Source organism: Sulfurimonas sp. HSL1-2, from assembly GCF_039645565.1.
Classification (GTDB): Bacteria; Campylobacterota; Campylobacteria; order Campylobacterales; family Sulfurimonadaceae; genus Thiomicrolovo; species Thiomicrolovo zhangzhouensis.
Genome location: NZ_CP147914.1, coordinates 1,833,705 through 1,852,630, shown reverse-complemented (window position 1 = coordinate 1,852,630; position 18,926 = coordinate 1,833,705). Strand labels below are relative to the sequence as shown.

19 protein-coding genes are annotated in these 18,926 nt (G+C 57.4%); 13 read left to right on the top strand and 6 right to left on the bottom strand.

Annotation, left to right across the window (positions count from 1 at the left end):
- Nucleotides 1-75: 75 nt before the first annotated feature.
- The gene (gene bamA / locus WCX18_RS09515) at nucleotides 76-2,319 is read left to right on the top strand and encodes an outer membrane protein assembly factor BamA (RefSeq protein WP_345987355.1); all 2,244 of its coding nucleotides are present in this window, start codon (nucleotides 76-78) and stop codon (nucleotides 2,317-2,319) included.
- A gap of 41 nt (nucleotides 2,320-2,360) precedes the next feature.
- Here the strand turns inward: bamA and WCX18_RS09510 are convergent, their stop codons facing one another.
- Complete coding sequence (locus tag WCX18_RS09510; RefSeq protein ID WP_345987354.1) at nucleotides 2,361-3,833, bottom strand: Ppx/GppA phosphatase family protein; 1,473 nt, start codon at nucleotides 3,831-3,833, stop codon at nucleotides 2,361-2,363.
- A gap of 129 nt (nucleotides 3,834-3,962) precedes the next feature.
- On the opposite strand from WCX18_RS09510, the gene WCX18_RS09505 reads away from it, so the two are divergent.
- Nucleotides 3,963-5,291 (top strand): cation:proton antiporter, encoded by a 1,329-nt coding sequence (locus WCX18_RS09505; RefSeq protein WP_345987353.1) that lies wholly within the window; start codon nucleotides 3,963-3,965, stop codon nucleotides 5,289-5,291.
- A gap of 35 nt (nucleotides 5,292-5,326) precedes the next feature.
- Here the strand turns inward: WCX18_RS09505 and WCX18_RS09500 are convergent, their stop codons facing one another.
- The 5 genes from WCX18_RS09500 to plsY form a co-directional block, all read right to left on the bottom strand.
- Entirely contained in the window at nucleotides 5,327-5,584 is a 258-nt protein-coding gene (locus tag WCX18_RS09500; protein ID WP_345984924.1) for a YfhL family 4Fe-4S dicluster ferredoxin, read from the bottom strand.
- Between the two features lie 151 nt (nucleotides 5,585-5,735).
- Nucleotides 5,736-7,043: a HAMP domain-containing sensor histidine kinase gene (locus WCX18_RS09495; protein ID WP_345987352.1), complete on the bottom strand. Its 1,308-nt coding sequence runs from the start codon at nucleotides 7,041-7,043 to the stop codon at nucleotides 5,736-5,738.
- Nucleotides 7,022-7,693 carry a homeostatic response regulator transcription factor HsrA gene (hsrA, locus tag WCX18_RS09490; RefSeq protein ID WP_231018853.1) on the bottom strand — a complete coding sequence of 224 codons (672 nt, stop codon included), beginning with the start codon at nucleotides 7,691-7,693 and terminating at the stop codon, nucleotides 7,022-7,024. Before hsrA ends, WCX18_RS09495 begins: the two co-directional genes overlap by 22 nt.
- Nucleotides 7,694-7,773: 80 nt before the next feature.
- Nucleotides 7,774-8,100 (bottom strand): dihydroneopterin aldolase, encoded by a 327-nt coding sequence (locus tag WCX18_RS09485; RefSeq protein ID WP_345987351.1) that lies wholly within the window; start codon nucleotides 8,098-8,100, stop codon nucleotides 7,774-7,776.
- Complete coding sequence (gene plsY, locus WCX18_RS09480) at nucleotides 8,100-8,714, bottom strand: glycerol-3-phosphate 1-O-acyltransferase PlsY (RefSeq protein ID WP_345987350.1); 615 nt, start codon at nucleotides 8,712-8,714, stop codon at nucleotides 8,100-8,102. Before plsY ends, WCX18_RS09485 begins: the two co-directional genes overlap by 1 nt.
- A 131-nt stretch (nucleotides 8,715-8,845) precedes the next feature.
- Between plsY and nadA the strand changes: the two genes are divergently transcribed.
- The 11 genes from nadA to WCX18_RS09425 all read left to right on the top strand — a co-directional run bounded on the left by nadA (nucleotide 8,846) and on the right by WCX18_RS09425 (nucleotide 18,923).
- Nucleotides 8,846-9,844 carry a quinolinate synthase NadA gene (nadA, locus tag WCX18_RS09475; RefSeq protein ID WP_345987349.1) on the top strand — a complete coding sequence of 333 codons (999 nt, stop codon included), beginning with the start codon at nucleotides 8,846-8,848 and terminating at the stop codon, nucleotides 9,842-9,844.
- On the top strand, nucleotides 9,841-10,659 hold the full coding sequence (nadC, locus tag WCX18_RS09470) for a carboxylating nicotinate-nucleotide diphosphorylase (protein ID WP_345987348.1): 819 nt from the start codon (nucleotides 9,841-9,843) through the stop codon (nucleotides 10,657-10,659). The genes nadA and nadC overlap by 4 nt, the downstream gene beginning before the upstream one ends.
- Entirely contained in the window at nucleotides 10,659-11,588 is a 930-nt protein-coding gene (locus tag WCX18_RS09465) for a DHH family phosphoesterase (protein WP_345987347.1), read from the top strand. The genes nadC and WCX18_RS09465 overlap by 1 nt, the downstream gene beginning before the upstream one ends.
- Complete coding sequence (locus tag WCX18_RS09460; protein WP_345987346.1) at nucleotides 11,585-12,955, top strand: M23 family metallopeptidase; 1,371 nt, start codon at nucleotides 11,585-11,587, stop codon at nucleotides 12,953-12,955. The genes WCX18_RS09465 and WCX18_RS09460 overlap by 4 nt, the downstream gene beginning before the upstream one ends.
- Nucleotides 12,956-13,036: 81 nt before the next feature.
- Entirely contained in the window at nucleotides 13,037-13,921 is an 885-nt protein-coding gene (lpxC, locus tag WCX18_RS09455; protein WP_345987345.1) for a UDP-3-O-acyl-N-acetylglucosamine deacetylase, read from the top strand.
- Complete coding sequence (locus WCX18_RS09450) at nucleotides 13,914-14,366, top strand: hypothetical protein (RefSeq protein WP_345987344.1); 453 nt, start codon at nucleotides 13,914-13,916, stop codon at nucleotides 14,364-14,366. Before lpxC ends, WCX18_RS09450 begins: the two co-directional genes overlap by 8 nt.
- Before the next feature lie 9 nt (nucleotides 14,367-14,375).
- A complete protein-coding gene (thrB, locus tag WCX18_RS09445; protein ID WP_345987343.1) occupies nucleotides 14,376-15,257 on the top strand; it encodes a homoserine kinase in 882 nt (293 codons plus the stop codon).
- A gap of 29 nt (nucleotides 15,258-15,286) precedes the next feature.
- Nucleotides 15,287-15,541, top strand: a complete 255-nt coding sequence (locus WCX18_RS09440; RefSeq protein WP_345987342.1) for a DUF448 domain-containing protein — start codon at nucleotides 15,287-15,289, stop codon at nucleotides 15,539-15,541.
- Complete coding sequence (infB, locus tag WCX18_RS09435) at nucleotides 15,531-18,140, top strand: translation initiation factor IF-2 (protein ID WP_345987341.1); 2,610 nt, start codon at nucleotides 15,531-15,533, stop codon at nucleotides 18,138-18,140. The genes WCX18_RS09440 and infB overlap by 11 nt, the downstream gene beginning before the upstream one ends.
- Nucleotides 18,137-18,502 carry a 30S ribosome-binding factor RbfA gene (rbfA, locus tag WCX18_RS09430; protein ID WP_345987340.1) on the top strand — a complete coding sequence of 122 codons (366 nt, stop codon included), beginning with the start codon at nucleotides 18,137-18,139 and terminating at the stop codon, nucleotides 18,500-18,502. Before infB ends, rbfA begins: the two co-directional genes overlap by 4 nt.
- Complete coding sequence (locus tag WCX18_RS09425; RefSeq protein WP_345987339.1) at nucleotides 18,492-18,923, top strand: ribosome maturation factor RimP; 432 nt, start codon at nucleotides 18,492-18,494, stop codon at nucleotides 18,921-18,923. The genes rbfA and WCX18_RS09425 overlap by 11 nt, the downstream gene beginning before the upstream one ends.
- The last annotated feature ends 3 nt before the right edge of the window (nucleotides 18,924-18,926 follow it).

Here is an 18,926-nt window from a genome sequence, read left to right as displayed (position 1 = left end):
TTACGTCCTATTAACCTGCGGGCTGGTAGAATCCTTCTTTTTAAAAACACGAAAATATATGCAAATAGGGTTCTGATGAAACACTGGTCGGCACTGATAGCGGTGTTTTTGACGGTTTCGACGCTTACGTTCGCCGCCGAAACCGTTGAAAAAGTACAATTCGAAGGGCTGGTCCACATCTCCGAAGGGGTGGCCGAACAGCTGTTGGTGCAAAAAGCGGAAGCGCCGCTGGAAACGGAGAAGGTCGACAAAACCATCGAACGCTTCTTCGGACAGGGCTATTTTACGGACATCTACGCCACGTTCGAGGCGGGCACGCTGACGTTCCATTTCACAGAAAAACCGGTCATTTCACGCATCGAGCTCAAGGGCTGGAAAGAGAAGGACGAGGACACCCTGCGCGATGTCGTCCAGCTCAAAAAAGGGACCCTTTACGATCCCAAAAAACTCGAGGCGGCCAAGAAACGCATCGTCGAAAACCTCTCGCAGGAGGGGAAGATCGACTCCGTCGTCGAGATCGAAACCGAGCACCTTGACAACGGTTCCGTCGGCGTCACCTTCGTCGTCAACGAGGGGGAGACGATCCTGATCGAAAAACTGAGCTTCAGCGGCGTCGAGGGGCTTGACCCCGGTACTTTCGACGACAACATCGCCAACAAAGAGCATCAGTTCATGGGGTGGTTCTGGGGCCGCAACGACGGAAAGATGATGCTCGACCAGCTGCAGTACGACCCGATGCGGATCCGCGACACCTACATGCAGCACGGCTATATGGATGCGAAGGTCGATGCCCCGTTCACCCGGATCGACTTTGACGACTATACGGCCGAAATGAGCTACCAGGTCACCGAGGGGCAGGTCTACATCACCAAGGCAATCGAGCTGCACCAGCAGACCCACGTCATCGACGACGCCGTACTGCGCGACGTTATCACCCTGGAAACGGAAAAGCCCTTTAACATCAAAACGTTCCGTGAGGATTCGGAGCGCATCAAGACGAAGATCGCGGACCTGGGGTACGCCTATGTCCGCGTCCTTCCCGACCTGCGCAAGAACAAGGAAGAGGGTACCCTCGAGGTGATCTACCGTATCATCCCGGGTGAGAAGGTGTGGATCCGCAACGTCGTGATCGCGGGGAACAACCGTACCCTTGACCGTATCGTCCGCCGGGAACTCTACCTGGGGCCGGGCGACCTCTATTCGCTGACGGACCTGCAGGATTCGCGCAATGCCCTGGGGCGTACCGGCTATTTTGACGCCAACACGATCGAGGAGAAACGGGTCGACGACCACTCCATGGACCTGGTCGTCAAGGTCAAAGAAGCACCGACGGGCAATATCCAGCTCGGGGGCGGGTACGGCAGCTACGGCGGTTTCATGCTCAGCGTGGGCGTCAGCGACCGCAACATCTTCGGATCGGGGATCAATGTCGGGTTGCGCCTCGAGCGTTCACAGCGTTCGAACAACTACTCGTTCAATATCTCCAACCCGCGCCTCAACGACAGCGATTTCAGCGGAAATTTCTCGATCTTCTACAGCGATTTCCAGTATAACGACTATACGACCCACTCCGACGGGGTGTCGTTGGGGACAGGTCACCGTTTCAGCCGCTATATCTCCGGCTTCCTCAACTACACCTACTCCAACGTCAATTACAAAGACGCGAACCTGTCGCTCTACACCCAGGATCAGCAGCGCTTCTTCGAGAGCTATGCGAAGAGTGCCGTCTCGGTCGCCATGAGTTTCGACAACACGGATGACTACTACGTCGCGCGGCGCGGGTGGGCGGTCTCGGAGAGTATCGAGCGCGCCGGTCTCGGGGCCCAGGCGGACTATGTCAAAAGCCGGACGGAGCTGAGCAAGTACAACGGGCTGGACGAGTGGCTCGGGTTCGACCTGATCTTCCGCTACAAGGCGCGCTACTACCTCGCCCGCGATACGGGCTACCTGCCGCTGGCGGAACGCTTCTACATGGGAGGGCTCAATTCAGTCCGCGGGTACGAGTCCTATTCAATGCCGTATTACTACAATGCCACTTCCGGCGACAACGTCCGGATCGGCGGGAAGCAGACCTTCTCGAACAACGCGGAGCTGAGCTTCCCGCTCGCCCCGAAAGCGAAGATGCGCCTGACGACCTTCCTGGACTGGGGGTGGATCGGTACCTCTTCACTGTCGGAATTCTCCCGCGGCGGCTACGGGGTGTCGCTGGAGTGGTTCTCACCGATGGGACCGCTGCAGCTGGTCTTCGCCAACCCGATCAACCCGGAAACGGACGACCGGATCTCCCACTTCGAATTCACCATCGGTCAGCGCTTCTAACCTCCCGCGTCCCGACTGTCAACACGGCCAGGCGGCCGTGCCTAATCGATAGATACCGTCAGCTCTTTCTCGATCCCGAGGCGTTCGATCTGCTCTTTTGCCAGATAGAGGTGTGTCCCTTCTGCGGCACGTACGTGGAGCGCCCCAGCCTCGTCGAGCGAGAGGGTGAAGTCGATGTTGCGCGGGCGGTGGGTCAACAGGGCGTCGGCCAGGGCCAGCAGGAGGTTGAGGCGGTTGAGGATCTTCGCCTTGGGCAGGAGCCGCTGGTAGTCGCTCTGGAACGGCTTGGCGATCTTGCGGCTCTTGTGGTAGCGGACAAGGGCCGCCACGGTCATGATCTCCTCATGGCTGTAGCCGTACTCCAGGGCACTTTCGACGAGGTACTGGCTGTTCTTGTGGTAGGAGTAAAAATGGACCGAAGCACCGACTTTGGCCAGCTGCGCCGCGATCTTGAGCAGGCGGCGGCTCTCTGCCGGCAGCTCCATGGGGGTTTGCAGCAGGTCAAAGAGCCGCATGGCCACGGTCGGAAGCTGGTTGGAGAAGGTCGTTTCGATCGTATGGCAATCAAGCAGGTAGCGTAGGGAGGGGTTGTACCCCTCCGGGAAGCGGTGGCGGTTGTGGCGCAGAAGGTCGGTCAGGTAGAGCCCTTCGCGTACCCCCGCCCCGCTGGTGACCAGGGTCTCGCAGCCGACATGCTGCAAGAAGCGCATGAGGATCAGCGTCCCGGGGCGGATAACATCGTAGCGCTCCTTTTTCACCCCGAGCTGTTTGAGCGAAGCGTCGTCCGGCGCGGCGACGATCTTCTTTCCCAGCGCCATCAGGGCATCCGCGCCGAAGGTGAAGGCATGCAGCTTCTTCATCGGATGGGCCTGGTTTTTCTGGATGATCTGCGCGAGGGCGCGGAAGGTCCCGCCGATCCCGATAACGATCGGACTGCTCACCGGCGGCATCGCGGCGAACTGGGCATCGATGTAGGCGCTGGCCCCCTCGACGTCGCCCCGGTCGAAGAAAAGCTCCTTGAGCCGGACGGTCCCGAGGTCGAGCGAAGCGCTCTGCATGACACTCCCCGACGCGATACAGGCGTACTCCGTGGAACCGCCGCCGATGTCAATGGTACGGGCCGCCATGGAGGGCAGAAGGTTGGCGGCCGCTACCCCGCCGAGGTAGGCCTCTTTCTCGCCGTCGATCACCTTGATCTGAAGGCCGAGCTCCTTTTTGGCACGGGAAAGGAAGTCGGCACGGTTGGGCGCATCGCGGACGGCGGAGGTCGCGACGCAGAGCAGTTTGCGGCTGCCGTAGGAGCGGGCGATGCTCAAAAACTCCCCCAGGGCTTTCATGGCGCGTTCAATGGCCTCGGTCTGAAGGGTGCCGCCGGCCGCGTAGGCGCCTTCGCTGATCCGGACGCGGCTTTTGGACTCATGCAGCAGGGAGAAGGCAAAGCGGCTGCTTTTTTCGAAGACGACCATCCGTACGGAGTTGGACCCGATATCGATGATCGCGGTGCGCTTCGCCATAAGTGAGCCTTTTTGAGCGGATTATACAAAAATCCGCCTCAGAGTCCGCCAAGAGGCGGGCAAGGGCCTCATTGTTGCAGGCTTCAGGCGCCCGGTTGACACGCTATAATGGCGAAAACAGGAAGGTCCATGCACTCTTTTGCCCCCGAAATCATGCTGATCACCCTCTTGGCCGTGGTTGTCATCTCCGATACACTGGCCGACCGTCTGAAGGTCCCCGCCGTCTTTTTACTGCTGATCGGCTCCTACCTCGTCTACCACCTGCTGCCCGCTGCCGTACCGCTCGATCTGCGGCTCCACTTCGATACCGTGATTCTGCTCTGTATCCCGCTCATCTTTATGGGGGATGCGCTGCACCTGCATTTTGCGGATGTGCGGCGTTTCGGCTTCGAAATCTTCTACCTGGCGGTCTTCGCCGTGGCGCTCTCCATCGCGGCGGGAGCGAGCCTGTACCAGTTGGAACTCTTCGCCCCGCTGAGCCTGGGTGGCTATGTGGCGCTGTTTGCGATCAACATGGCGACCGATGCGGTGAGCGTGCAGTCGGTGCTGTCGCGCTTCGAGGGGATCGGTCACGACCTCAAGGTGCTGATCGAGGGCGAATCGCTCGGCAATGACGCCACGGCAGTCATCGCCTTCTTCTTCGTCGGGCTGCCGTGGATGCTGAACGGGTCGATTGACCCGGCAGCGGCTTCGTTCGACGCGCTGCGGGTCTTCGCGGTCAGTCTCGGCCTCGGGATCGCGATGGGGTTCGGGTTCTACCTGCTGATGAAGCTGGTCGAGCACCAGCGCGGGGAGTTCTTTATCTTCGTCGTCGAAGGGTATGCGGCCTACGTGCTGGGCGAAGAGCTGCACGTCAGCGGGATCCTGACCCTCATCGCGGCCATCATTGCCACGAAGGCATGGATCGATGCCGATCTGCGGCGCAGCGAAGCCCGTGAGGCGCGCAAAACGAAAAGTTACCGGCTTGAGCAGCTCTATCATCAGCTCCGTTTCGGCGGCTATCAGGCGACGACGGAACAGCGCCTGGAGTATATTTTCGAGATGGCAAAGGAGTTCGGCTACCTAGCGACGGTCATGATCTTCTTTACCCTGGCGGAAATGGTCGATTATGAACAGCTCTGGTATTACCGGTACGAGATCCTTGCCATGTTCGCCGCGACGACGCTGATCCGGGCACTCTCCATGGCGAAGTTCGCCCTCTTCGGCCACCGGTTCAATCTGATCAAACCGGTGGGGTTCGAGGGGTGGTTCATCCTCACCTTCAGCGGGATGAAGGGGGCACTCTCGATTATCCTCGTGCACATGATCCCCGACAGCTTTGCCCATAAGGCGCTCTTTGAATCGGTGACAATAGGCGTCGTTATGCTGAGTATCTTCGGTTACGGCGTGACGTTGTGGGGGTACTTTGTCCTGAAAAGCAGAGGGGCGGCAGCTGCGGTACAGGCACACAGGGGGTAAGATTCCCGACCCCGAGGGATCGGGAACAGGAGTGTTTACTCCTCGTATTCGGCCATGATCTGGTCGTGTTTGAACTTCAGCTCGGCGACGGTCTCGACGTTGTCTTTGTCCGGGACGATACAGTCGACCGGACAGACGGCGATACACGCCGGTTCGTCATAGGTACCGACGCATTCGGTACAGCGGTCGGGGTCGATGATGTAGATCGGGTCCCCCTCTTCAATCGCTTCGGTCGGGCACTCTTCTCTACAGGCATCGCAGGCGATACATTCATCGTTGATCAGCAGGGACATACATACCTCATTTGTCTTTGACGCGCTAGCGTCAGTAATTTAATTGCGAGTTATAGCAGAAGAAACCTTTGGTGAATTTGAAGCGGAAAGTATTCGCCCGAAAGGTGTTGTAGAGATTAGATTTCGTGATAAATAGGGCGGAAAGTACGCCCTATTTTTTCTTTGGCAGGGGAAGCGGGCAGCAGAGCTTCGCACGGAGGATGAGCATCGCTTCCGTGCCGTCGACACCGTCGGTCCGGTTGCGCAGCGAGATCTCCGCCCCCATGGCATCGGCGGCGCTTTTGGCCAGGAAGAGTCCCAGCCCGACGCCGGATTTGTTGCCGAGGCGCTTGAACGGGGCAAAGAGGTCGACGCTGTCATCGATCCCGCACCCCTCGTCGATCACCCTGATCACGAGGTCTTCACCCTCGGCGCGGCTGGTCAAGGTGACTTTACGCCCTTCGGGGGTGAACTTGACGGCATTTTGCAGGAAGTTCTGCAGGATCTGGTTAAGCAGCCCCTCCTGGATCGTCGCTTCGTAGGTTGCGGGCTGGAGGTCGTATTCGAGTATTTTCTGTTCGGCACGGGCCAGCAGGGCAAAATCCTCCCCTTTGCGCCGGAGCATGTCTATGATGTCCCGGCGTACCGGTGCTTCGAGCTGCGCCCCCTCCTGGCGCCCGATATTGAGAATGTCGGCGACGATCTTGTTCATCTCGTCGACGGTCTCGTTGGTCTTTTTGATCGCCTCGATATACTCTTCGGGACTGCGTTTTTTGATCAGGGTGACCTGGTTTTTGAGCTTGATGACCGCCAGCGGGGTTTTGAGTTCATGCGCGGCACCGATGAAAAGTTCTTTTTGGTATTTGACGAAGTTCTGGATCCGTCCAAGCAGGCGGTTGATCGTGATGCCGAGGGGTTCGAACTCTTCGGGCAGGTGCTCCACGCGGATCGGCCGGACGAGGTGCTCGTTCATGTTGGACAGACGGTGGCTGAGCTGCCGGATGGGGATGATCAGCATCTTGGAGAGGGCGATGGCATACAGGACGATGATGAAAAAGCCGATGGCGTTGATGATAAAGATCGAACGCAGGATCTTTTTGAGCAGCTTTTTCATCGTACTGATATCTTTGGAAACCTTGAGATAGGTCTGCTGTGCCTGCTCGAAGGGGTAGATGAGGATCAGGTAGTCGCGCCCCTCGCTGCTATCGTCAAAGAAATGCGGTTCGGTATCGGATGAATCGTAGCGGATCAGTTCGACGCTGACGCCCAGCAGGGGGTCGGTGTCGTTGCTCATCGTGTCGGAGAGGGACTGAAACGCAGTGATATTCTTTGCAAACTGCAGCATTTCAAGCTGTTTTTCGTCGTAAATATTCTGCCGGATGTAAAAATAGAGGATGGAGGAGAAGATGATCAGCAGCGCCGCCGAAGCGACGATGAGCTGGATAAGAAACCGGTTTCTTATGCTTCTTTCGGAAAACAAAAACGGTATCCGCGGCGGCGTACGGTTTCAATCGTTGTGATGTTGAGGGGTTTGTCCATTTTCTGGCGGATCTGGTTGATGGCGACCTCGATGACGTTCGGCGTGACGAGTTCCGGCTCTTCCCAGATAGCGTCGAGCAGCTGCTCTTTGGAGACGATCTGGTCGCGGTGGCGCGCCAGGTGCGTCAGGACCTCGAACGGCTTGCCCTTGAGCTCGATCTCTTTCTCTTTGTAGATGATCTTCTCTTCTTCGGGGTTGATGATCAGGTCTTCGATCTCGATGATGTTGCTGCCGCCGAAGCGCAGGCGCGCCTCGAGGCGGGCGACGAGGACGTCGAAGTCGAAGGGCTTGCGGATAAAGTCGTCCGCACCGGCGCGAAGCGCGGCGATTTCACTCTCGTTGTCGTCACGGGCGGAGAGGACGACGACGGCCGTTTTCGGTGTATTGGCTTTGATGTCGGGAATAATGTCGATGCTGTTTCCGTCCGGAAGCATCCAGTCCATCAGAATCAGGTCATAGTTGCGGATATCGAGGTAGTATTCACCGTCTTTGAGGGTCTCAACGACGTCGCTCTGGTATCCAAACTCTTTGAGCCCTTCGGCAAGAGTTTTGTTGAGTGTGATCTCATCTTCAATGATCAAAATGCGCATGCATTAATCCTCTAACTGTTGAAAATTTTCGCGAAGTATAGCACAGTTTTAGAAAATTTTAAACTTTTTTTCAATTTTCTTTAAAAATTGGATTTTTTTGTGACAGAGACCCTGCAGTCGGGGAGAATGTCGGGTTTTGCGATGGTGATAGCGAGGCTTTTTATAACGGGAAATGATGTTTTGAGGGTATCGGTAAGTACCTGGAGCGCTGTTTCGACAAGGGCGAACTCTCCCTCGCGCATCCGTGTTCTGATATGCTCCGCAACGGCGGCATAGTCGAGGAACTGCTCCCCGTCGTAGTCATAGTCAATAAGCGTGTCCACGATGACCCGCTGCGGGGTGACCCGCTCGAAATCGAGGATGCCGATGATGCAGTCGAAGGTGAGGGCGCGGATCTCGATGGTCATCAGACGACGCGCTTCTCCTCGCCTTTGACGAGACGGACGATGTTGGGGATATGTTTGTAAAAGAGCAGCACGACGATCAGGATGACCGGGGCGTGCGCCATCTCCGGGTGGAGAATGAAGCTGGAGACGAGCAGCGCAAGCACGCCGGTCAGCGACGAGACGGAGGAGATACGGACCGTTTTGGCCATGATCCCCCAGACCGCCAGGGCAATCAGCGTCTCGAGCGGCAGCATGACGAGCATGACGCCCATGCCCGTCGCGATCCCTTTGCCCCCTTCAAACCAGAGGTAGGGGCTGAAACAGTGGCCGGCGACGGCCAGGACGGCTACGGCCCACTGGGCCGCTTCGCTCATGCCGAATGCTTTCGCGATCAATAAGACGACGACCCCTTTGAGGGCATCGAGGAGCAGCGTCGCGATCCCCAGTTTCTTGGCGAGGGCGGGGTTGGTCTCTTTGACGACGCGCAGGACGTTCGTCGCGCCGATGCTCTTCGAGCCGCTCGCTTTGATGTTGACGCCGGCGAAGAACTTGGCCAGGACCAGTCCGAAGGGGATACCGCCTACGAAATAAGCCAGCAGGTAGAACTGTACGTTGGAATTGAAGAGGAAGTCCATAAAAACGGGCCCTTGAGAGTAGATATGAATTATAAGGGATATGGTAACGACGCTTTGGTTATAATTCCATTAATATTCCGGGCGGCGCACCGCTGGCGGCGGCCCGATACCAGACAAAGAGGGGAGATGATTTGACGGATAACACCGAAGAACTCAAAGCGAAGATCCGCGCGCTCAAGGAGAAGCTGAGCGTCACGGTCGTCGCACACTTCTACCAGCGCGACGAAGTCTTTGAAATGGGCGATATTACCGGCGACTCGCTGGAACTGGCCAAGAAGACGATGGCGGACGACAGCGAGTTTGTCGTCTTCTGCGGGGTCGGATTCATGGGCCAGAGCGTCAAAGTGCTCAGCCCGGAGAAAAGGGTCGTCATGCCCAAGATCGCCTGCTGTGCCATGGCCCGGATGATCGACAGTCTCTACTACGACGAATCCGTCAAGAAAATGGAAGCGGCGGGAATCGCCAAAGAGAACATCCTGCCGATCACCTACATCAACTCCAACGCGGATGTCAAGGCCAAGGTCGGCAAAATGGGCGGGATGGTCTGCACGAGCTCCAACGCGAAGATGATCATCGAGACGGCCCTGAAAGAGGGCAAGAAGATCCTTTTCGTGCCTGACCGCTGCCTGGGGCAGAACATCGCGAACATGATGGGGCTCAAATCCGCCGTCATCGGGATCGACGAGAACCTTGCCGACGCCGACATCATCTGTTACGACGGCTTCTGTTCGGTGCACCAGCTCTTCAGCGTCGACGATATCCGTTTCTACCGCAAAAAGTACCCTGGAATCCTCATCGCCGTTCACCCCGAATGCGATCCCTCTATCGTCGCCGAAGCCGATTTTACCGGCTCGACGTCGCAGTTGATCAAGTATATCGCGGAACTGCCCGAGGATCAGAAGGTCGCGGTGGGGACCGAGTTCAACCTCGTCAACCGCCTGCGCCCCAAGAACACCTACGTCCTCTCGTCGACGAAGCCGGAGTGCCCGACGATGAATGAAACAACGCTCGAGGACCTCTACAACACCCTCAAGTCGATCGAGGACGGGGAACCGATCAACGAGATCCACGTGGACGAAGAGACGCGCAAATGGGCCAAGGTTGCCCTTGATCGGATGATGGCGCTGTGAATATCGAACGTTTTATCGAAGAGACGATGGCCGAGGATGTCGGCCGCGGGGATCTCTATGCCAGGGTCTCGGAGGCTATCGAGGCGTCGGCCAAGATCTATGCAAAAAGCGACGGTGTCCTGGCCGGTGTGCTCTACGTCGACACCCTGGCAAAGATGGAAAGCATTTATGTCAAATGGTTCGTCAAGGAGGGGGAGCGCTTTAGTAAAGGGGACGTGATCGCCCACTTCAGCGGGGATTCGCATACCCTCCTGCGCTGCGAACGCACGATTCTCAACATGATGCTGCATGCCAGCTCGATCGCGACGCTGACCCGCCAGTACGTCGACCTGATCGAACCCTACGGCACCAAGCTGCTCGATACGCGCAAAACGCGCCCGATGCTCCGCAACTTTGAAAAGTACGCGACACGCATCGGCGGGGCGGTGAACCACCGCATGGGGCTCGATGACTGTCTGATGCTCAAAGACACCCACCTGCGCACGATCAAGGACCTCGACGCTTTTATGGCCGAGGCCCGCAAAAAGATCCCCTACACGGCCAAGATCGAGATCGAGGCGGAGACTTTCGAGATGGCGAAGAAGGCGATGGACGTGCGGGCCGATATCGTCATGTGCGACAACATGACCCCCGTGCAGCTGCGTGAAGTGGTCGTCTACAAAAATACGAACTTCCCCTACATCAAGCTCGAAGCCAGCGGGAACATCTCCCTCGAAACGATCGAGTCCTATGCGGCCACGGGTGTCGATGCCATCAGTACCGGTTCCCTGATCCACCAGGCCAACTGGATCGACCTCTCCATGAAAATGGACTGATGCGCGAAGCGATCGAAGCGGCGGAGCATATCGCACTCATCGCACACGTATATCCGGATGCGGATTCCCTGGGCAGCGCATGCGCCATGTACGCCCATCTGCTTCGGCTGCACAAACGCGTGACGCTCTTTTGCGCCAGTGAAACCATTGATGAACGATTGTTCTGTTTACCGTGGGCGGATAAGATCACGTCACGCTGGAGTGATACGGCCGACCTGGCCATTGCGTTCGACTGCGGCGATTCCGAGCGCCTGGGCGTCCTGCCGAAGTGTGCAGTGATCAATGTCGATCACCACAGCAACAGCGACGGGTTCGGCCATATTAAGCTTATTGACAAGGAAGCGGCCAGTACCACGGCCGTCCTGATGGCATGGTTCAAGTCCGAAGGGATCAAAATCAATGCCAAGATGGCGACGGCGCTTTATGCCGGGATCGCCGAAGATACCCTGGGGTTCATGAGCCGCCGGACGGATGCATCGGTCTTTGAGATGGCTGCGGAACTTGCCCGGGCCGGTGCCGAGGTTGCCTCGGTCAACCGGGCACTTTTTCTGCGCCGGCCGCTTTCGAACCTGCGCCTGAAGGCGCTGATACTCTCCGGGCTCTTCCTTCTGAGCGATGCGCGTATTGCGCTGCTGCAGGTGACCCGGGAGATGTTCGCACAGAGCGGCGCAGAGGAGACGGCCTGCGACGACGTTTTGCAGGAGGTCCTCGGACTGCCGACGGTCAGCGTCGTTTTGATGCTTTGCGAGCGCGAAGACGGTTCGCTCAAAGCAGCGCTCCGTACGGATGACGGCATCGACGTCGGCGTGATCGCGGCGGCATTCGGCGGGGGCGGTCACCATTTTGCATCGGGCTTTACGGCGACCGGAACGACCATGGAAGCTTTGACGGCCAAAGTTGTTGACATAATTGAAAAGGAGTTGGAATGAGACGAAGAAAAAAAGGGTACGGCGGGATTATGTTTTTGAGCATCCTGCTGGCAACCATCGGGGGGGCTGTCTACCTCTATACGTCCGATGCGTTCGAACGCGATGTCCCGGATATCCGTATCGAGAACAGCGGCTACTGGAACGGTGAAGCTCCGCTCAAGGTCTCCATTGACGACCAGAGCGGCATTCTCGAATACAAGATCACTCTCATCAGCGGCAGCAACCAGACGATCCTCTCCGAGGCGAAGATGCCTACACCGGAGATGTCGAAGCAGTTCGAGCTGCAGGTCCCGGCACGGACGATCGGCAAACAGACCGATGTCGTGACCCTGGAAGTGGAAGCGCGCGATGCCAGCCGCTGGAACTTCTTTGCCGGTAACCGTGCCGTTCAGCGCGTGACCCTGAAGATCGACGCCCATCGTCCTAAAGTCGGCATCATTGCCAACTCCTACAAGATCACGCAGGGCGGGTCGGCCCTTGTCGTCTTTGAAGCCGAGGACGAGAACCTTGAAGAGCTCTATGTCGAGACGAGTTTCGGACGCCGTTTCAAAGCGGAACCCTTCTATGCGACAAACTACTATGTCGCGCTGATCGCGTGGCCGGTGACCGCCGAACGCTTCCGGGCCTATGTCATCGCTACCGACGTCGCGGGCAACCGTGCCAAGGCGTACATCCCGCTGCACCTCCAGGAGAAGCAGTACCACGTCTCCAAGATCAAGCTCAGCGACCATTTCCTCAACGGCAAGGTCTCCGACCTCGCGCAGATGTACGGTGCCCCGGCCAATGCCGACATGATCGAACGTTTTCGCTATGTGAACGAGACCATGCGGGCCCAGAATGAGGAGCTGATCCATAACATCACCTCGAAAGTCGGCGAGACCCAGGTCGACGGTTTCGCGCAGCAGCCTTTCTATCCGCTGCGCAACGGCCAGGTGGTCGCAAGTTTCGGCGACCACCGTCTCTACTACTACAACGGTGAAAAGGTCAGCGAATCCTGGCACCTGGGGCTTGACCTCGCCAGCGTGAAAATGGGCAAGATCAAGATCCAGAACCCCTCCGAGATCGTTTTTGCCGATGAGAACGGCATTTACGGGAATATGCCGATCCTCGCCCACGGCCTCGGGCTCTATACGCTTTACGGCCACTGTTCGAACGTCAACGTCACCCAGGGCGAACACGTCGATGCGGGAACGCACATCGCCAATACGGGGATGACGGGTTATGCCATGGGAGACCACCTCCACTTCGGCGTCCTGGTCCAGGGTGTCGAAGTACGCCCGGAAGAGTGGATGGACAAGCAGTGGATCCGCCTCAATGTCACCGACGTCATCAAAGAGGCGAAGAAGGTGATCGACCGCCGCCGCTAAGGGGCGGGAGCGCGGGTTTATCACAATTTATTCACGTTTATTGGCTATAATGCCACAAACAGCTGCACCTAAGGGGGACGCATGAAACAGACGACGATCGCAAAACCGGTTGAACTGGTGGGAATCGGCTTGCACAAAGGCTCTCCGGTCCGCCTCCGCCTCGAACCCCTCGAAGCGGACAGCGGGATCGTCTTCGTCCGCAAGGATGTCGGCGTCTCCATTCCCCTCAAACCCGAAAACGTCGTCGATACGCAGATGGCGACGGTGATCGGCAAAGACGGGTACGTCATCTCCACGATCGAGCATCTCCTCTCCGCCGTCTACGCCTATGGTATCGACAACCTCCGCATTATCGTCGACGCGGACGAAGTTCCCGTCATGGACGGCTCCAGCGCGAGCTTCTGCCTCCTGCTGGATGAGGCGGAAACGGTCGAACAGGATGCGCCCAAGCGTATTATGCGGATCAAGAAGGAAGTGACGATCAAAGAGGGCGACAAGTACGTCAAGCTGATGCCTTCGAACGACCTGCGCTACCACTTCACGATCCGGTTCAAGCACCCGGTTATTTCCGAACAGCATTTCGACCTCGATTTCAGCCGTGAAACCTACAAGGCGGAGATCGCCCGCGCCCGTACCTTCGGCTTCCTGCACGAGGTGCAGTACCTCCGTTCCAAAGGGCTGGCCCTGGGCGGCAGCCTGGAGAACGCCGTCGTCCTGGACGAGAAAAAGGTGCTCAACCCGGAAGGGCTGCGCTACAGCAACGAATTCGTCCGCCACAAGATCCTCGACGCCATCGGGGATATGTCGCTGATCGGCATCAACTTTATCGGGGAGTACGAGGCGTTTGCCGGCAGCCACGACCTCAACCACAAGTTGACCCTCGAGCTGCTCAAAGACCCCGCGAATTACGAAGTCGTCGAGATCGCGACGGCAGAAGCGAAGGCGATGGCCAAAGCATATGCATGATGCTGTCGTCATTGCGCTGACCACCCCGATCGTCGTCGGGATCTACAAAGACGGGGAGCTCGTCGAGCGTTACGAGAGTGCGAAGCAGAGCTCCGATTCCCTCCCGGAACTCTTCGAGACGATTCTGAAAAAGTACACCCTCGGCAATCTCGTCTATGCCAAGGGGCCCGGCAGCTTCATGGCGATCAAGATCGCTTACCTCTACCTCAAAACCCTCAGTATCGTTCTGGGTTCACGCCTGCTTGCGGCCGATGCATTTTACTTCAACGGGAACCGTCCGCTCAAAGCCGTTGGGAAGCTCTATTTCGTTAAAATGGCGGATACAATCAAGACGCAAAAGTTCGAAACGCCGGTTGAGGCGGATTTCAGCCTTCCGTCCCACCTGCATCTCAATGATTTTTCCGACGATGCCCTGCCGTACTACGGGATCGGAGCCGTCGGTTAAGGAGCACGATTGATTATCAGCGTTCCGGCGACCAGCGCCAACCTCGGACCGGGTTTCGACACCCTCGGTCTTTCCGTCGACCTTCGCAACCGGGTCGAATTCAAACCGTCGCGTTTTTTCAGCGTTTCCATCAAGGGCGAAGGTGAAAGCAACCCCCGTCTGAAGGGGAACAACATGTTCGTGAGTATCTTCAATGAGCATTATCAGCGCCTGACGCACAAAAAACAGAATTTCAAGTTCCAGTTTTACAATAGCATCCCGCTTTCAAGGGGCCTTGGAAGCTCCTCGGCCGTGATTGTCAGTGCCATTGCCACGGCGCATGAGGCGGCGGGCGTGCGTGTTTCCAAGCGCCGGATCCTGAACCATGCCCTGGTATACGAATCGCACCCGGACAATATCACGCCGGCGGTCATGGGCGGTTTCAACGTCGCCACGGTGGAGAAGAACAAGGTCTTCTCGCAGAAAAAACACCTGCCCGATTACCTGCGTGCGGTCGTAGTTATCCCGGACAAGCCGATCTCGACGGCGAAGTCGCGTACGACGCTTCCGAAGTCTTACAGCAAAGAGAACGCCGTCTTCAACGTCTCGCACGCGGCGCTGACGGTAGCGGCGTTCTTCAACGAGGATTGGGAGATGCTCAAGATCGCCACACAGGACCGTTTCCACCAGAAAACGCGGATGAAAATGATGCCGGAGCTTTTCACGATCCAGAAGGCGGCGTATGAACAGGGAGCACTGATGAGTACGCTTTCAGGAAGCGGTTCGACGTTCTTTTCGCTGTGCTACGACGAGGATGCAGCAGCACTGGCTGCAAAGCTCGAACAGCGTTTTCCCCAGTTCGCGGTTAAAATTCTCAACCTGGACAACAACGGTTTGACGGTGGAACGCTGAAACGCTCATTCAAGGAAACTTTGGATATAATGCGCCAAAATTATTCGGGTCCCGTTCGCATGTGCGTCTGCTGCCGGAAACGGGAAGCACAGGATCAACTGTTGAGATTGCAATGCGCCGAGCGCTCCCTGCGCCCCTACAGCGGGACAGGACGGAGTTTTTATCTGTGCCCGGAGTGTTTCACTGCAAAACAGACTGCCAAAGCGCTCGCCCGCCAATGTAAAAGCGGGGAGACAGAGCGCCTGCTGAACGAGTTAAAGGAGATCATCACGGATGTCAGATAAAGTTAGAGTAAGCGAGATTGCCAAAGAATTGGGTATCGCATCAAAAGAGGTCGTTGAAAAAGCCCAGGCGATGGGGCTCGACAGTGTCAAAACGGCTTCAAACTCCGTATCCATGGAAGAGGCGGAAAAGATCGCTAACTTTATCATGAGCGGTACGACGCCAGCTGCGCCGGAACCGAAAGTCCGCGTCGTGAAAAAAGCGGCGAAAGCACAAGAAGAGGCGACGGCACCTGCCGAAACCAAAGAAGAAGCGGCCGAGGCACCGTCCGAAGCAGCTGCAACAGCGGCTGCTGAAAATGAGGAGGCCGAAGAAGCGAAAGAAGCGGAAAAGAAACCGAAGCCCGTCTCGGCTGCCGTCGTTCAGAAAACGGAACCGGCCCTCAAAGAGGTAACGCCGATCAAGCGCAGCGGTCTGCGGATCAAAAAGAAAAACCGCCCGTCCGCCGAGGAGACTGCACAGGTCTCCAGAGAGACGACAAAACTCTCCAGCTACGGAAAACTGGGCGCGGACGTACTTGAAGAGCTGGCACAGAAGAAGAAAGCCAAAAAAGCTGTGAAGGGAACGCCGACGCAGCGCAAAACCAGCGGCACGTCGCTCGATATCTTCGGCGGCGGCATGTCGGATGTCTCCATGGATTACGATGACGACGAAGTCGTACTGCTTGACCTGAGCGAAGCGACGCAGGATAAACCGAAACTGCCGGAAGAACCGCAGCGTCCGCGTGAGAAGAAACCGGTCGGCCGCGGCGGCGGACAGAAGAAGGCCGGCGGGAACAAACCGCGTCAGGTCGCCCGTAAAAAGCGCAGAAAGTACACGAAAGAGAAGGGTGCGGAGGAAGTCGTCACACACGTTGAGATCCCCGAAGATATCCGTGTCTACGAGTTCGCCGAGAAGATCAACCATCCTATTTCCGATGTCATCAAGGTCCTTTTCAACCTCGGCATGATGGTGACGAAGAACGACTTCCTCGGCAAAGACGAGATCGAGATCCTCGCCGAAGAGTTTGAAGTCGAAGTCACGACGATCGACCCGACCAACGCCTTCAACTATGAAGAGGAGTACGTCGAGTCGGAGTCTGAAGAGCACCTCGAAGAGCGTCCGCCGGTCATCACGATCATGGGACACGTCGACCACGGTAAGACCTCGCTGCTCGACGCCATCCGCAACGCCCGTGTTGCCCACGGCGAGGCCGGCGGCATCACCCAGCACATCGGTGCCTATACGGTCGAGCAGAAGGGCAAGAAGATCACCTTCATCGACACCCCGGGCCACGCCGCTTTCAGCGCGATGCGCGAACGCGGTGCCCAGGCGACCGACATCGTTATTATCGTCGTTGCGGCGGATGACGGCGTCAAACCGCAGACCATTGAGGCGATCAAGCATGCCAAAGCGTCCGAAGCACCGATCATCGTTGCGGTGAACAAGATGGACAAAGAGGGTGCAAACCCGGATATGGTCAAAGCCCAGATGGCAGAGCAGGACGTTTCCCCGATCGACTGGGGTGGTGACGTCGAGTTCGTGCCGGTTTCCGCCAAATCGGGCCTGGGGATCGATGACCTGCTCGATAACATCCTCCTGACGGCGGAAGTGATGGAGCTGACGGCTAACCCGGATGCTGCGGCCAAAGCGGTTGTCGTCGAGAGTTCCGTTGAAAAAGGACGCGGTCCCGTCGGAACGGTTATCGTCCAGAACGGTACCCTCCGTGTCGGTGACAATGTTGTCTGCGGCAAGGCATTCGGTCGTGTCCGTTCACTCATCAACGATCAGGGTCAGCAGATCAAGGTCCTGGGCCCAAGTGAAACGGCCGTCGTTGTCGGTCTGAACGAAGTCCCGGCAGCCGGTGACGTTATGATCGCAATGGCGAGCGACAAAGAGGCGCGCGAATATGCGCAGAAACGTGCCGAGTACGAACGCCAGAAAGAGCTCTCCGCCAGTACGAAGACCTCACTGGACGAACTGACGGCCCTGATCGCGGAAGGGAAACTGAAATCCCTCAAGGTTATCCTGAAAACCGATGTCCACGGTTCGCTCGAGGCGATCCGTACCGCGCTGCTTGCCCTGCGCAACGAAGAGGTTAAGGTCGATATCATCTCCTCGGGCGTCGGCGGGATCACCGAAAACGACGTCGAGCTCGCAAACAGCTCGGAGAATAGCGTTCTGCTCGGCTTTAACGTCCGCCCGACGGGTGCGGTCAAGGCCCTGGCGAAACAGCGCGGTGTCGATATCCGTACCTACACCATTATCTACCAGTTGCTCGATGACATTACGGGTATGCTGACCGGTATGATGGCGCCGAAGTTCAGCGAAGAGCACAGCGGCCAGGCCGATGTCCGTGAAGTCTTCAAAATTCCGAAGGGCATGGTTGCGGGTTGTGTGGTCGTCGACGGCAAACTGGTCCGCGGCGGACTGGTTCGCGTCATCCGCGACGGTGTCGTTATCCACGAAGGCGATCTGACATCGCTCAAACGCTTCAAAGATGACGTCAAAGAGGTCGGTAACGGCTACGAGTGTGGGGTTGTCCTCAACGGCTATGACGATGTGCAGGTCGGTGACGTCATCGAAACCTTCACCCGCGTGGAGCAGAAAGTAGAGCTGTGACGCCCGCCGAGATCAAGCTTAAACGCACGGATGCGATCCTTCAAGAGCTCATCCCTGAGGCAATCTCGCAACTGGGGGATGCCCGCTTGCATGAACTCGACGTCATCGAGGTCCGCTGCGCGAAGGGGCGCAGTGATGCCAAAGTCTACCTCGATCCCCATGACTACAGTGAAGCGGAGCGCAATGCTTTTTTGAAGCAGCTGCGTAAAGCGCGCCCGGTGATCGAAGATTACTGCATGAAAGACCAGGGGTGGTACCGCTGCCCGAAATTGGCATTCGTTTTTGACGATCAGCTCCAGAAGACGCAGCAGATCGAAGCACTTTTCAAACAGATCGAAGGGGATAAGCACGATGAGTCTTGAGAGCGATATCAAGAACCTGGTCGAATCGATTGGCCTGCACCTGTACGATACCTCTATCGTCACAGAAAACAGCGAGACGATCTACCGTGTCAACGTCATCGGCGAGGGCGGTACCACTATGGACCAGTGCGTCGAAGCGACGAAGCTGATCTCCCCGATGCTGGACGTGACCCCGCCGGTCCAGGGGGAGTATCGTCTCGAAGTGAGCTCTCCCGGGGTCGAGCGCAAACTCAAGACCCTGGAGCATTTCCGTTACTCTGTCGGCGAGAAGGTGAAACTGACACTGCAGGATAAGACGAAACTGCGCGGCGAGCTGAAAAGTGTCGGCGAGGACGGCACTTTGACCATCGAAACTGAGGCGGGAACGGAAGCGATCCCTTTTGACAGCGTCGTCAAGGCTGCAACCTACTTCGAGTGGTAAAGC

Bases quoted from the DNA above. Each gene is read 5' to 3' on its own strand.
- bamA (WP_345987355.1), top strand. From the start codon at position 76: ATGAAACACTGGTCGGCACTGATAGCGGTGTTTTTGACGGTTTCGACG.
- WCX18_RS09510 (WP_345987354.1), bottom strand. From the start codon at position 3,833: ATGGCGAAGCGCACCGCGATCATCGATATCGGGTCCAACTCCGTACGG.
- WCX18_RS09505 (WP_345987353.1), top strand. From the start codon at position 3,963: ATGCACTCTTTTGCCCCCGAAATCATGCTGATCACCCTCTTGGCCGTG.
- WCX18_RS09500 (WP_345984924.1), bottom strand. From the start codon at position 5,584: ATGTCCCTGCTGATCAACGATGAATGTATCGCCTGCGATGCCTGTAGA.
- hsrA (WP_231018853.1), bottom strand. From the start codon at position 7,693: ATGCGCATTTTGATCATTGAAGATGAGATCACACTCAACAAAACTCTT.
- WCX18_RS09485 (WP_345987351.1), bottom strand. From the start codon at position 8,100: ATGACCATCGAGATCCGCGCCCTCACCTTCGACTGCATCATCGGCATC.
- plsY (WP_345987350.1), bottom strand. From the start codon at position 8,714: ATGGACTTCCTCTTCAATTCCAACGTACAGTTCTACCTGCTGGCTTAT.
- WCX18_RS09465 (WP_345987347.1), top strand. From the start codon at position 10,659: ATGCGCGAAGCGATCGAAGCGGCGGAGCATATCGCACTCATCGCACAC.
- WCX18_RS09460 (WP_345987346.1), top strand. From the start codon at position 11,585: ATGAGACGAAGAAAAAAAGGGTACGGCGGGATTATGTTTTTGAGCATC.
- lpxC (WP_345987345.1), top strand. From the start codon at position 13,037: ATGAAACAGACGACGATCGCAAAACCGGTTGAACTGGTGGGAATCGGC.
- WCX18_RS09450 (WP_345987344.1), top strand. From the start codon at position 13,914: ATGCATGATGCTGTCGTCATTGCGCTGACCACCCCGATCGTCGTCGGG.
- WCX18_RS09440 (WP_345987342.1), top strand. From the start codon at position 15,287: ATGCGCCAAAATTATTCGGGTCCCGTTCGCATGTGCGTCTGCTGCCGG.
- infB (WP_345987341.1), top strand. From the start codon at position 15,531: ATGTCAGATAAAGTTAGAGTAAGCGAGATTGCCAAAGAATTGGGTATC.
- WCX18_RS09425 (WP_345987339.1), top strand. From the start codon at position 18,492: ATGAGTCTTGAGAGCGATATCAAGAACCTGGTCGAATCGATTGGCCTG.